The sequence below is a fragment of the Hymenobacter sp. 102 genome, assembly GCF_049949205.1.
Taxonomy (GTDB): Bacteria; Bacteroidota; Bacteroidia; order Cytophagales; family Hymenobacteraceae; genus Hymenobacter.
This window is the reverse complement of record NZ_CP188172.1, coordinates 2,807,032-2,820,242: the sequence shown is the minus strand read 5'-3', so window position 1 is coordinate 2,820,242 and position 13,211 is coordinate 2,807,032. Positions and strand designations below refer to the sequence as shown.

Below are 13,211 nucleotides of genomic sequence, written 5' to 3'. Positions count from 1 at the left end.
GCTGGTACCTTGTTCCGGCGGTGACGGCGGGCTTACCAGATTGGCTGGAAAACAAGCAAGCAGGCCAGGTCCTCCGCTTGGGAAGGCCTGGCCTGTTGGAATGAACTCTGGCTGCCCTACGCGTGCGCCGCCGATTCAACGTCTGAGGTTTCTTCCGGCTCGGTGGTAGTGGCATCCAGAAGTACGTGGATCCAGCCTTCGTTTTCGTCGAAGTCGGGAGCGAGGCGGCGGCGGCGCATGGCTTCCAGCACCTTCTGGCTAAAACTCCAGCAGGTACCCTGGCGCAAGTCGAGCAAGCGGGAAAGCTCCTGAGAAGAGTAATTACCCTTGTGCGTATAAATCAGAAAAACGGCGTAAAAGGCCTTGATAATGGAGAACTTACACTTCTGCAGCAGGGTGTAAGCGGTGGCCGACTCCACGTAGCGGCATTTAGTGCAGCGGCGGGAATGGGGCTCCCGTCCGTCGCAGTACTTCTCGTGTCCGCACTTGCGGCACTGGTAGCCCCCGGCCCACTTCAGGTTGGCCAGGTAGCTGAGGCAGGCGTCTTTGTCGGGGTAAATCTGGCTGAATTCGCCGAAATCTACTTCCTTGGAAAGAACCCGGGCCGTTTTCACCTCCTGCAGGTCGCGCTGCAGGTCCATATTCAGCTTTTCAATGGCCGCCGACTGCAGTGCCAGCAGGCCGTTGGCCTGCAGCAACTCCCGGTTCTGGGCCGCAATGGTGTCGCTCTGCTGCCGTAGCTCATCGGTACGCTGGGCTACTAAGCCTTCCAACTCGCTGTTTAGCTGATCTTTCAGCTCCTGGTTGCGTTGGAGCTGCTCCACCAGCTGCCCCTGCACCTCGTGCTTTTTGCGTAGCTGCTTCACCAGCTTATCCTGCGCCCGGATGGTGGCATCCTTGATGGCTTTGATTTTCTCGCCCAGCGCATACGAAAGCACGACTACTTCAATCACGAAAGCCACATTCATGCTATACACGGTGGCTGTGTTGGTGAACATGCTGATACCCAGCTTGCGAAGAATGAGAAAGCCTACGCTGATGGCTACCAAGGCATGGGCCAGCAGGAAAAAACGGGCCGTGCGCTGCCCTTGCTGCCACACCCGAAACGCCGCGTAGTAGAAGGCCGTAGGGTAGCAGGTAAAACCAGAACCCCCAGCCTGAATTCAGCCACAAGGCATCAATGATCAGTCCAACCACACTCAGGATGACCACCCCGCGTACCCACCGGTCAAAGTGGGGCAGGCGCAGGGGCATATCCAGAAACTGCCGGGCGTAGTAGCTGAAGGTAAGCAGCAGCAGAATGGGAGAGCCGGCAACAATCAACTCATTCAGGGCCGGATAGTCGGGCCAGAGGTACTGAAAGCCCAGGCCATCTTCCGATAAAAACACGAGGCTGCAGCTGAGCACGTACAGCACATAGCGCAGGTAGGTTTGTTCGCCGATAAACAGGTAGAGACACAGGTTGTACACTACCATGATCAGCAAAATACCATAGAAGCCCCCCAATAAGCCGTACTCAGCCTGAAAATGGTTGGCCAGGGGCTGCTCAGTACGAAGACGGCTTAGGAACGTGGTTTTAGAACTGGACTGCAGCCGCAGATAATAGGTTTGGGTCTGGTTGGGCTGCAGGGGCAGACGAAACAGGAAATTCTTGTACGGAAACTTGCGCGTGAACAGGGGCAGGTCGGAGCCGGTAATGGTCGGAGCGGCCCCGTCGGCCGGGAAAAACTCCACCTGGTTAAGGTGGGAGTCGAACATCTCCAGATACCAGTGCTGCTGCAGTTGCCCATCGGCCCGGATAATCAGGCGCATCCAGTAGGCAGCACCGGGGTGGTCCATGGTGGTAGTGGGCAGCTGGCTACCGGCCCGGAATTGGCCGGCCCGTGCCGGTTGGCGTACCTGGTTGAGGGTGAGCTTGCCGGTGGGGTCCTCCAGCACACTGTAGAATGCGGGGTCCACGAACAGCTCATCCAAGGCCGAGCTTACCCGTAAGGTGTCAGCCGTTCGAGCCGCCGCCGAAGGAGCGCATAACGAACTCATAAACAGCAGGATGCTAAGCGTCAGGGAAGAAAACCAGGTAGCCCGACGCGGTGGGAAGTGAGGGAATACAGGCTTCATGGTAACTTCTAAGGTACGAAAACCTGGCAGTGTTTAATCACTCACCGGCACCACCGGCAACCTTGGCCGGCTCGAACCGGAGCCAGCCAAGCTGCTGTACCGGCGCATCTACCAGCAGGCGCAGAGTATGGCGGCCGGCGGGCAGCGCTGGGGTGTTCAGGGTTACGGTGGTCCAGTTGGGGCCTGCGGGTACCGTTGCCGAGCCCATGGGCATGTCGCCGAGTTGCAAGGTGAGCTTGCCGGTTTCAGTGCCGGGTTGCAGGTGTAGCTCGGCCCGGTAGCTGCCCGCCGCATTGATGGTCACGGTGTACGTGAGCCACTCGCCGGGCATAAGTTCCTGTACAACAAAGCCATTGGGCATCTCAGGGCTCGGGGCAATGTCCACGCCGTCGTTACGGTAGGCGCCGCCGCCGTTGGTGGGCGTGTGGTTCCGGTAGTCGGTACGGGCCGAGAAGTCGTCGTGGTAGGCTACCCCATCCCGACCCAGGTCGTAATCGGTAGCCGGAATGGTGCCAGGAATAGCTAGAGGGCTGAACGGCTGCCGGTTGGCGGCTGGTTGGGTGAGGGCAGCCACCACGTCCCGGTTGATCTGGCAGTTAGCAAATTGGGCATTACGTAACAGCTGGGCCCGGCCAGCAGGTGTGAGGATGCTGCCGTAAGGAGCCACCCGCAGCAAGCCGGCTCCGGAGTTCACCCGCTTGATGTTCCAGTGGCCCCAGCCAATGCCCCGTTCGTTGAGGCCCTGCACGGCGGCGGCAAACCACTCGTTGGAGTTTTCGCCGGTTTCGCCCACCCATACCGGTACCTGCCACTTGGCGCGGAAGGCCGTGAGGTTGCTGAGTAGGTTGATCTGGTTGGGGTTAGGATCGGCGGCCTCGGCGGTGTTAGGACACCAATAGCGGTGGGCGTTGTACACTAGGTTGCTTTTGTCCCGGCTACGGAGCTTGTCGGGGGTCAGGTTGGTGTACTCGTTGCCGTAGCCGTTGCCTTCCAGCATAATCAGGTGCTGGTCATTCCGGGCCCGAATGGCATCAATGGCCCGGGAGTAAAAGATATTCAGCTCCTGGTTATCATCGGATAATCCGTTCGCTGCATTCAGATTATGTGGCTCATTGATAACATCATACATGGCAATGGCTGGTTCCTGGCGGTACCGGTCGGCCAGCATTTCCCAGAGGCGCACGGTGATGTCCTGATAAATCGGGCGGCCCTTGGCATCCCGGCGCTTCCACATATCCAGGGGCCGGAAGTTGTCGTTGATGTTGCGGTCGGTACCCTGGCCACCGGGGGCCGCGTGCAGGTCCAGCACTACGTACATACCGTTGGCTGCGCACCACTGTACCACGTTGTCGATGTAGCGGACGCCTTCCAGCCGGCCGGGCCGGGCAAACAGCTGGCCGATATCGTACCACCGGCTAAGTTCCTGCACATAGGCCGCCAGCTTTTGGTCGTTCTGCGGGTCCCGGATTACCTCAGTGCGGGCGTGGCGCTGCTTGGGCGTCAGAAACAGGTCGTAGTGCAGCGGAAGCCGCACGCAGTTGAATCCCTGCCGGGCCAGAAAGTCAATATCTGCCTTGGTAATAAACTGCTGCCGATACTGCCGATAAAACTTCTCCATTTCGGCCTCGGAGGCCGTGCGCAGTATCCCCTGCTTAATGCGCCATTGGCTGTTTAGCGTATCCGTATCCAGAATATAGCTTTCCTGCAGTAGCCAGCCACCCACGTTATACCCCCGTAATACCACTTCCTGGCCGCTGGCATTCACGGTTGCAGCACCGGCCGCACGGAGCATGCTCAGCTTCTGGGCCTTGGTTGGAGTTGGTAAGCCACTACTCAATAACACGGCTAGGCCAAGGGAGAAAAGAGAAGCCTGACGGGCACTAAGCCCGAACCAGTTTCGGCAAAGCATACGGGGTGGGATTAGGGAGGGAGAAGGGCGAACAAGAGAGAAAAAAACAGAGCAGAGAAACTCCGCTCCGTTTCCGCTTTTCTCACTCGTGTACTTGGGTCCGCGGAAATAACCCGGCAGTAGCCGTTGCGGAAGAAATCGGACTGAATGTAGCCCCCGCTGCCGAGAGGATAGGCGCGGCCGAGGGGAAGGCCCGCGGAGGCAGGTGGCCAGAACCAAGGCCACCTGGCAGGACCCCGTAGTGCAGTAGGCCTGTGGCCTGAATTACCGAATGCCGCTTACCAAATGTAAGGTTGCACGCGGGGAAAAATCAAGCCAGGTAGCTTTGAAAGGGCATTTTTGCTCCCCTGCGCCCGCAGGGCTATACACTTACCACACACGCAAAAGATAGGTTTAACAGCGGGCAGCGAATGAGCCAATAGGCGGGGAAGGGCGGTTACGCAACACGCAAAAAAGAGCTTCTCCGAAAGAATTATTTTTCAACTTCTCAACTTTACCTCTGCTGCCTGCCTGAAAGCAAAACATTTCCTGAAGGCGGCTTGTGTTAGGGCTACCGATATGCCGTTCTTCGTAGCTTATACGCTCCACTTCCGTACTTCCGCTTAGTCTGTTTTCCGTGCCGCGTACCCGCTCCCCCCATTCTCCCCAACCTGTGGCTGTTGTCGGGGCTGGTATTGCCGGTATTGCTACCGCTGTACGGCTGGCCGTACAGGGCCACCCCGTTACGGTGTTCGAAGCCCAGGCGTCTTTCGGGGGCAAAATGCATCAGCTGGAGCTGCCTGGTGGCTACCGCTTTGATGGGGGCCCGTCGCTGTTTACGCTCCCACATCTGGTAGATGAGTTATTCCAGCTGGCCGGCCGTCAGCCCCGGGACTACTTCCGCTACCAGCGCCTTGACCCAATTACCCAGTACTTCTTCGCCGACGGTACCCGCCTTACTGCCTGGGCCGATGAGAAGCGGTTTGCTCAGGAGGTGGAGCAAAAGCTGCAGGTGCCTGCCGCAGAGGTGCTGCAGTTTCTGCGTCGCAGTGGCCGCGCCTACGAGGCTACGGCCGGTACGTTTCTGCAAAAGTCGCTGCATAAAGCCGCTACCTACCTGAGCCCGGAGGTATTGAAGGCCTTGGCTGCCTTGCCCCAGCTGGGCCTCACCAGTACCATGCACCAGCGCCATGCCGCTGCGTTTCAGGATGCGCGGCTGGTGCAGCTCTTTGATCGGTTTGCCACCTACAACGGCTCCGACCCCTACCAAGCTCCGGCTACACTCAGCATGATTCCGCACTTGGAGCACGGACTGGGCGCTTATTACCCCGAAGGCGGCATCTACGCCATTGCCCAAAGTCTGGTGCGGCTGGCGCAGGAGCTGGGCGTGCAATTCCGCTACCAGGAGCCGGTACTGGAAATTCTGACCGCCGAAGGGCGCGTAACCGGGGTGCGTACCCCGCAGAATGTGTACGATTTTAGCCTGGTAGTGAGTAATATGGATGTGGTGCCTACCTACCGCCGGCTGCTGCCCACTCAGGTGGCTCCCGAGCGTACCCTCCGCCAGCCCCGCTCCTCCTCAGCCCTGATTTTCTACTGGGGCATTGCCCGGCGCTTCCCAGAGCTGGGCGTGCACAATATCTTCTTCTCTGCGGATTATAAGCGCGAGTTCGAGGCCATCTTTCAGGAGAAGACTATTGCCGCCGACCCTACGGTGTACGTAAATATTACCTCCGGTCACACGCCCACCGACGCCCCGCCCGGTCAGGAGAACTGGTTTGTGATGGTAAACGTACCCCACCACCAGGGCCAGAACTGGCCGGAGCTGGTGCAGCAGACCCGCGCTGCCGTGCTGCGCCGGGTAAGCCAGGCGCTGGGTACCGATGTGGGTAGCCTCATCCGGGCCGAGCACGTGTGGGACCCGCCCGGCATTGAAGCCCGAACGTCTTCCTTCGGGGGTGCGTTATACGGGAGTTCCAGCAACAATACACTCGCGGCCTTCCTGCGTCATCCCAACTTTTCGGGGCAAGTGCATGGGCTGTATTTTTGCGGCGGGTCCGTGCATCCTGGCGGTGGTATTCCGCTTTGTCTGCTTTCGGCCCGCATTGTGTCCTCTTTAATTATGAATGATGAATGATGAGATAGGAATTGTGAGTGCAGGCCGGCAAACCGCCAACCAGCAGCCCGGCCGGCGAGACAATCATCAACTCAAACTTCTTACTTCCTGCTTCATCATTATCTCTCATGCCAGAACCCACGCAACAACTTTCTCCGCCAACCACGGCAACCCCTGATGTGCAGAAACGGCGTTTGCGCTGGGCACAAGGTATCTTATTGCTATTTCACATTACCGGCTTTCTGGGGCTGGCTTTCTCGCAGGATCCCGGGTTCTATCTGAAATTCGTGCCCCTGAATCTGCTGCTCACCCTGGGGCTACTGCTGGCCTTCCAACCCCGCCGCACGCCTGCTTTCTGGGGGTTTTGCGTGGTGACAGCTCTGGTGGGCTTTCTAGTGGAAGTAGTTGGTATCCGGACGGGGCTGCTGTTCGGGCAGTATGAATATGGGGCCACGCTGGGTCTGAAATGGCTGGATGTCCCGCTTATCATAGGAGTAAACTGGCTGATGCTCACATATTGCGCTGGTATTCTGGCGCGTTACCTGCCCATTCCGGATATTTTGCGGGCCATTGTAGCCGCCATCCTGATGGTTGGGCTTGATATTTGTATTGAGCCCGTGGCCGTCCGGTATGATTTCTGGCGCTGGCAGTATGATGTAATTCCGCTGTTGAACTTCAAAGGCTGGTTCGCAGTTAGCCTCATCCTGCAGGTGTATTTCAACCGGGTAGAATTTGATAAGCGTAACGCGTTGGTGCCCACGGTGTACCTGCTGCAACTCTTGTTTTTTTTCGGTCTGGGTATGCTGCTCTGAGCCGTCGCGGCGTTATGGGGGCGCCGGGCCGTGCGGATAGGAACATATTTCTAATTTTTTGCCCTTCCCCATGGAGGAACTTGTACTCCATCAATTACTGGACCGCGCCAACACCCTATTCCGCCGGGTAGGCGTGGGCCTCGTGCACGAGGAGCAGCTGGCCGCCGAGCTGGACCTTTCGCCCGCCGCGTTTCGGGAAGTGTTTGGTTCAAAAGCCGCGCTGCTGCACGCCGTAACGCAGCGCAACCTCAGCCGGCAGCGGCAGGAGCATGACCAGCTGCTGGCCAACCTGGCCACTCCCGCCGAGTGCCTGCTGGCCTTGCTGCACCACAGCCTGCAGGAGCTGCGCCGCTCTCCCCACCACGATTACCACGTGATGCGGGAACGTTTTCCGGAATCCTGGTCCCTTATTCAGGAGTACCTGACTGCTTACACTCAACCGCTGCTGGTTCGGCTGTTGCAGGAAGGCATACAGGAAGGTCAGTTCCGCGCCGACCTGGATGCTCGCGCCACGGCTCACATATTACTGGCCCTGTTTGGGCTGGTAGTGAACGAGCAGTACTTCCCCACCGAATACTTCAACCTGGCCGATGTGTACCGCAACGTGTGCGGACCTTATGTGCGAGGCCTGTGCACCACCGCCGGCCTACGGCTGGTAGGGCCACTTTTTGATAGAATGTAAACCCGTAAGGGGAAAAAGCAGCGGGGGGTATGAATGACTACTGTGCAGTAGTCATTCATACCCCCCGCTGCTTTTTCCCCTTACGGGCCTAGCAGCTGATCTTGTCTACGCGGGTCTGATGACGACCACCTTCGAAGGCGGTGTTCAAAAACTGGCTGGTAATGGCGCGGGCCGTTTCCTCGTTCACAAAGCGGGCCGGAATACAGAGCACGTTGGCGTTGTTGTGCTGCCGAATTAGGGTGGCTACTTCCGGCACCCAGGCCAGGCCCGCCCGGATTCCCTGGTGTTTGTTGGCCGTGATGCACACCCCGTTGGCCGAGCCGCACAGCAAAATTCCCAAATCAACCTCCCCGCGCTCCACGGCCAGGGCCAAGGGGTGCACGTAGTCGGGGTAATCAACGGAGTCGAGAGAATGGGTGCCGAAGTCCTGTACTTCGTAACCATTATCGCGCAGCCACTCTAGCAGCATCTGTTTGTACCCGAAGCCAGCATGGTCGGAGCCGATGGCAAGTTTCATACTCAATGTGAAAAATGAAGTGGAATGTGCTGAATGTGAAAAATGAGGATGAAACGGGCGGTTAAGTCACATTTCATCCTCATTTTTCACATTCAGCATATTTTTATGCTATACCCTGGTTTTCGGCCAGTTGGGCGTTGAGGGCGGCCGTGCGGCTACGGCCCACAATGCGGGCAATGTTGATACTGAGCTCGTACAGCAGCATAATTGGAATCGTCACAATCAGCTGGGCCGAAATATCGGGGGGAGTGATGATGGCGGCGATAATGAGAATGACCACAATGGCGTGCTTGCGGTACACGCGCATGATTTCGGGCGTAATCAGGCCGGCTTTGGCCAGGAAGAATACAATCATGGGCAACTCAAACACGAAGGCGCACGAGAGGGTCATGGTCATGAGCGTACTGATGTAGCTCTGCATGTCAATCTGGTTTTCGATGGTGGCATCCACCACGTAACCCGCCAGGAAGTTGATGCTCATGGGTGCGGCTATGTAGTAGCCGAACAACAAACCCAGCACAAACAGAATAGACACGAAGAACACGGCCCCGCGGGAATTGGCCCGCTCATGGGGGTACAGGCCTGGCTTGATAAAGCGCCAGATTTCCCAGAACAGGTACGGAAAGCCCAGCACCAGCCCTACCACGAAGGCCGAACTGAGGTGCATAGACAGCTGCCCGCTCATCTCGCGGTTCTGAATCACAAAGTCAATTTTATCCACGCACAGCCCATCAGCGTGCAGCGCGGCTCCGGCCCGGCACAGCATCTGATACGTCCAGAAATCGGGCCGGGACGGGCCCAGAATCAGGTCGTGGAACAGAAAGTCTTTGGCGAAGAAAGCACCGGTGGCAAATACCACCACGGCAATAACCGCCCGGATGACGTGCCAGCGCAGCGCCTCCAAGTGGTCGATAAAGGACATTTCCTGCTGGTCGCCCAGCGCAGGTTGAGGTTGGTTCACTGAGTGAATGGGTGAATGAGTGAATGAGTGAAGTGTGCGGGAACGATGAGAACAAACGTAAGCGACGGGTAACAGGATGTTGCTCCCGCTAATTCTACGGCTGGTTAGTCACTCACTTATTCCCTTATCCACCCATTCACGCATTGATTACGAAAAGAGCGGATACTGCTGCATCCACTCGTTGATTTCGCCCCGCACCCGCAGAATGCGGCTGTCGTCGGCGTTGTGGGTCAGTACCTCGTCAATGAAGCCCACGATGCGGGCCATATCGGTTTCCTTGAGGCCGCGGGTAGTGACGGCGGCCGAGCCGATGCGCATACCACTGGTCACAAAGGGCGACTTGTCATCGAAGGGCACCATGTTCTTGTTGATGGTGATGTCGGCCTTGATGAGGGTGTTCTCAGCGAGCTTGCCGGTGAGGCCCTTGCTGCGCAGGTCAATCAGCATCAAGTGGTTATCAGTGCCGCCCGAAATGATCTGGTAGCCGCGCTCCAGGAAGCCGTTGGCCAGGGCCTGAGCGTTGCGAATTACCTGGTGGGTGTAGTCGGTGTACGCGTCGCTGAGGGCTTCGCCGAAGGCTACGGCCTTGGCCCCGATTACGTGCTCGAGCGGGCCGCCCTGGGTGCCGGGGAATACGGCCCCGTCGAGCAGGCTGCTCATCAGCCGGATTTCGCCCTTCGGGGTTTTTAGGCCGAAGGGGTTTTCGAAATCCTTACCCAGCATGATGAGGCCGCCGCGGGGGCCGCGCAGGGTTTTGTGGGTGGTGGTGGTTACAATGTGGCAGTGCTCGAAGGGCGAGTTCAGCAAGCCCTTGGCAATGAGACCCGAAGGATGGGAAATATCAGCCAGCAGCAGAGCGCCCACCTCATCGGCGGCTTCGCGCAGGGCCTGGTAGTCCCAGTCGCGGGAGTAGGCCGAGGCCCCGCAGATGATGAGCTTGGGCTGCTCGCGGCGGGCGGTTTCCTTTACCTTCTGCCAGTCGATGAGGCCGGTTTCGGGCTCCACGCCGTAGAAGCTGGGCCGGTAGAGCTTACCCGAAAAGTTGACGGGGGAGCCGTGGGTGAGGTGGCCACCGTGGCTGAGGTCGAACCCAAGGATTTTGTCGCCGGGCTGGAGCACGGCCAGCATCACGGCGGCGTTGGCCTGAGCGCCGGAGTGGGGCTGCACGTTCACCCACTCTACTCCAAACAGTTCCTTGGCCCGGTCAATGGCCAATTGCTCAATCTGATCAACCACCTCGCAGCCGCCGTAGTAACGCTTGCCGGGCAGGCCCTCGGCGTACTTGTTGGTGAGGATGGAGCCCTGGGCGCGCATTACCTGCTCCGAAACGTAGTTCTCGGAGGCAATGAGTTCCAGGCCGTGGGTTTGCCGCTCTTTCTCCTTCTGAATCAGGTCGAAGACGGCAGTATCGAGGGTGCGGGTGGTGGCGTGCGTTTCCATATGGTCAAAGGTAAGCCGGAAATGCGGATGAGGAAACGAAGTAAGCGGGGATACGGCTGCTCCCCCAAAGCGCCTGCCCGAGCAGGTATAAAATTTGGGCATTGCTCTGGTAGGTAGCCGCCGGCCACGTGTGCGCTAAGTGTCGGTTGCATCTGGGCAAGCTGAAGCCCGTGCCGTGGCAGGGCCGGCCGGCGTGTGCAGTAGCTTGCAGGGGGAGTGTGTGGTAGCTAAAATACGGAAAAACGAACCGTGGAAGAGTCATTTTTCGGGTGGTTGCGGGAGGCTACTTTGGCGGGCTGCCAAGCCTTGCGCGTGGTCGTAATCCGTTCATTTTTTCACTTCCCACAACCAAATTCCTACCCATGAGAAACCGTACTCTTTTTGCCTGGTGCCTGCTGGTACTGAGCAACCTGCTTCCGCTGCTGGCCTGGGCTCAGAACACCAGCCTCCCGTTTACCATCAACAACAACTCCACCACCCCGGACGCCGACCTGTGGGTGGGTATTGTGGGCATTGATACCAACGGCAACCACGTGTGGGTGAACCCCACCAACAGCCAGGTGCTGCCCATGAGCCCCAGCTATAATACGGTAACCGGCCCCACCATCAACGGTAACACCGGCCCGGGCCAGAACTCAAAGTACGCGGCCTGCTTTTTCCGCCTCAGCACCATCCCGAACCGGACGTTCCGGCTGCCCTATATTGCCGGCTGCCGGGTGTACATCTCGCGGGGGCAGCAGCTATACCTGTATTTCTTTGGGGCCAACGGAGCACCCAGCGGCTACGCCGGCCCTAACCTGCAAAACGCCAGCGACCCGAACCAGGGCATTGTGCACGAGAACATTGAGCTGACCAACAACCAGTACGGCTTTTTCGGCAACACCACCCGCGTCGATGCTTTCAACTATCCTATGGGGCTGGAGCTACGCGGCAACAACAACGTGTACCAGAAAACCGGGGAGCTGCTGACGGCCGCCGACATCGTGAGTCGCTACAAGGCCAACGTGCCCACCGAGTTTCAGGGCACCGTGAACAACACGACCGGCGTCATCACCTTCCCCAGCAAAACGGCGGCCTTCGGCGACGGCACCAACGGCACGCCCAACGGGGCCTATGGGCAATACTTCAAAAGCTACATCGACGCCATCTGGAACAAGTATAAAGGCACGGATCTGATTTTTTACGCCGGCAACGCGGGCGTATTCAAAGGCCGCATTGATGCCAACGACCGGCTGACGGTGGTTGGGCAGAGCGGGGCGTTTGCCGGCCGCACGGGCATTATCAATGGCCGCCCCACCACCCAGATGGCCTTTGAGGGCAAGGGCCTGCTGGATAACCGCGTAGGCGACGGAGACTGTGACCTGGTGGTGCAGGCACAGATTACGGCCGCCATCAACCGCCACGTACTTGACGTGACTACCGCCAACCCCGGCCAGCAGAACTTCTACGATGCCAGCAAATATTACCAGGCGGCCCCCATGAACTACTACGCCCGCTTCTGGCACTTGCCCGGCGTGAGCTACGATAACAAAAGCTACGGCTTCGCCTACGATGACGTGAACGACCAGTCGGCCACCTTGCAAACCCCGCAACCCACGCAGGTAACGGCCACCTGGGGCGGCTTTGCGGGCCAGGGCACGGGCGGCACCGGCGTGGCCACCATGTACAAGGACTGCAACTACACCGGCACAGCCGTAGCCCTGCCCGCAGGTGACTACACGCTGAGCGCCCTGCAAAGCCGGGGCATCCTCAACGACGACATTTCCTCCCTCAAAGTAAACAGCGGCTACGAGGTAGTGCTGTATGAAAACGACAATTTCTCGGGCGGTTCGCTGACGGTGGGTAGTGCCGGCAACAGCTGTCTGGTAAACAACGCTTTGGGTGCCGGCAACTGGAATGATAAGGCTACCTCAGTGCGGGTACGTGCGGCTACTGCCAGTGCCTTCAGTGTAACCCTGCAGGCGGAAGCGGCCAACGTGAACAACGGCATGACGGTGGAAACCTGCACCGATGCCGGCGGTGGGCAGAACATGGGCTACGTGGACGCCGGCGACTATCTGGTGTGGAATAACATCAACTTCCCTACCACCGGTACCTACACTATTGAATACCGCGTAGCCAGCGGTGGTAGCGGGGGCACCATCTCGTCGGATTTGAACGCCGGTACCATCCAGTTCGGTAACTCCACCATCCCCGGCACCGGGGGCTGGCAAACCTGGACCACTGTATCCAAAACCGTAACCATCAACGCCGGTACCTACAATTTTGGCATCTACGCCCAGAGCGGGGGCTGGAATATCAACTGGGTGCGCATTACCAGGAGCAGTACGGCCGCCCGGATGGCTTCTTCAGGGGCTACAACCAAAGAAACGCCGGAGGCTCAAACCAGTCTGACCTTGTATCCCAACCCCGCCATTGACCGCCTGGAGGTACAATCGGCCGTGGTGCTGACGGGCAGCAGCTACCGCATTGTGAACGAGCACGGCCAAACCCTGGCCTCCGGAAAGCTCGGCCGGGGCCCGGTCGATGTTGCCAAGCTGCCCAGTGGTATCTACTCGCTGGTGGTGGTCAGCGCCGAGGGCAAAACCACGGTGCGCCGCTTCATTAAGTAACGGCGGCGGCTGTTCAAATTCAGCTATGGAAAGGCTGCTCCGCTGGGGCAGCCTTTTTTACTGGG

The 13,211-nt window shown here is 58.6% G+C and carries 9 protein-coding genes and 1 pseudogene; 4 read left to right on the top strand and 6 right to left on the bottom strand.

Features of this window, described 5'->3' with window-relative positions:
* Positions 1–116: 116 nt before the first annotated feature.
* From ACN19L_RS12085 to ACN19L_RS12075, 3 genes and pseudogenes are all read right to left on the bottom strand, one after another.
* The gene (locus ACN19L_RS12085; RefSeq protein WP_426493582.1) at positions 117–641 is read right to left on the bottom strand and encodes a transposase; all 525 of its coding nucleotides are present in this window, start codon (positions 639–641) and stop codon (positions 117–119) included.
* A gap of 333 nt (positions 642–974) precedes the next feature.
* A pseudogene (locus ACN19L_RS12080) lies at positions 975–2,040 on the bottom strand (7TMR-DISM family protein); the annotation flags it as partial.
* A 115-nt stretch (positions 2,041–2,155) separates the two neighbouring features.
* On the bottom strand, positions 2,156–3,910 hold the full coding sequence (locus ACN19L_RS12075; RefSeq protein ID WP_426489757.1) for a cellulase family glycosylhydrolase: 1,755 nt from the start codon (positions 3,908–3,910) through the stop codon (positions 2,156–2,158).
* Positions 3,911–4,679: 769 nt separating this feature from the next.
* Between ACN19L_RS12075 and crtD the strand changes: the two genes are divergently transcribed.
* From crtD to ACN19L_RS12060, 3 genes are all read left to right on the top strand, one after another.
* Positions 4,680–6,143 (top strand): 1-hydroxycarotenoid 3,4-desaturase CrtD, encoded by a 1,464-nt coding sequence (crtD, locus tag ACN19L_RS12070; RefSeq protein WP_426489756.1) that lies wholly within the window; start codon positions 4,680–4,682, stop codon positions 6,141–6,143.
* A gap of 107 nt (positions 6,144–6,250) precedes the next feature.
* Positions 6,251–6,934: a carotenoid biosynthesis protein gene (locus tag ACN19L_RS12065; protein WP_426489755.1), complete on the top strand. Its 684-nt coding sequence runs from the start codon at positions 6,251–6,253 to the stop codon at positions 6,932–6,934.
* Between the two features lie 70 nt (positions 6,935–7,004).
* On the top strand, positions 7,005–7,616 hold the full coding sequence (locus ACN19L_RS12060; protein ID WP_426489754.1) for a TetR/AcrR family transcriptional regulator: 612 nt from the start codon (positions 7,005–7,007) through the stop codon (positions 7,614–7,616).
* Positions 7,617–7,704: 88 nt separating this feature from the next.
* Here ACN19L_RS12060 and rpiB read toward each other — a convergent pair whose 3' ends face one another.
* The 3 genes from rpiB to glyA form a co-directional block, all read right to left on the bottom strand.
* Positions 7,705–8,133, bottom strand: a complete 429-nt coding sequence (gene rpiB / locus ACN19L_RS12055) for a ribose 5-phosphate isomerase B (RefSeq protein WP_426489753.1) — start codon at positions 8,131–8,133, stop codon at positions 7,705–7,707.
* A gap of 103 nt (positions 8,134–8,236) precedes the next feature.
* Positions 8,237–9,094 carry a twin-arginine translocase subunit TatC gene (gene tatC, locus ACN19L_RS12050; protein ID WP_426489752.1) on the bottom strand — a complete coding sequence of 286 codons (858 nt, stop codon included), beginning with the start codon at positions 9,092–9,094 and terminating at the stop codon, positions 8,237–8,239.
* A 147-nt stretch (positions 9,095–9,241) separates the two neighbouring features.
* Positions 9,242–10,534, bottom strand: a complete 1,293-nt coding sequence (gene glyA, locus ACN19L_RS12045) for a serine hydroxymethyltransferase (protein ID WP_426489751.1) — start codon at positions 10,532–10,534, stop codon at positions 9,242–9,244.
* A gap of 362 nt (positions 10,535–10,896) precedes the next feature.
* On the opposite strand from glyA, the gene ACN19L_RS12040 reads away from it, so the two are divergent.
* Positions 10,897–13,146, top strand: coding sequence for a beta-1,3-glucanase family protein (locus ACN19L_RS12040; protein WP_426489750.1), 2,250 nt, complete (start codon positions 10,897–10,899; stop codon positions 13,144–13,146).
* Positions 13,147–13,211 lie beyond the last annotated feature (65 nt).

Coding starts and splice junctions, on each gene's coding strand:
- rpiB (WP_426489753.1), bottom strand. CDS start 8,133: ATGAAACTTGCCATCGGCTCCGACCATGCTGGCTTCGGGTACAAACAG.
- ACN19L_RS12060 (WP_426489754.1), top strand. CDS start 7,005: ATGGAGGAACTTGTACTCCATCAATTACTGGACCGCGCCAACACCCTA.
- glyA (WP_426489751.1), bottom strand. CDS start 10,534: ATGGAAACGCACGCCACCACCCGCACCCTCGATACTGCCGTCTTCGAC.
- ACN19L_RS12085 (WP_426493582.1), bottom strand. CDS start 641: ATGGACCTGCAGCGCGACCTGCAGGAGGTGAAAACGGCCCGGGTTCTT.
- ACN19L_RS12065 (WP_426489755.1), top strand. CDS start 6,251: ATGCCAGAACCCACGCAACAACTTTCTCCGCCAACCACGGCAACCCCT.
- ACN19L_RS12075 (WP_426489757.1), bottom strand. CDS start 3,910: ATGCTCCGTGCGGCCGGTGCTGCAACCGTGAATGCCAGCGGCCAGGAA.
- ACN19L_RS12040 (WP_426489750.1), top strand. CDS start 10,897: ATGAGAAACCGTACTCTTTTTGCCTGGTGCCTGCTGGTACTGAGCAAC.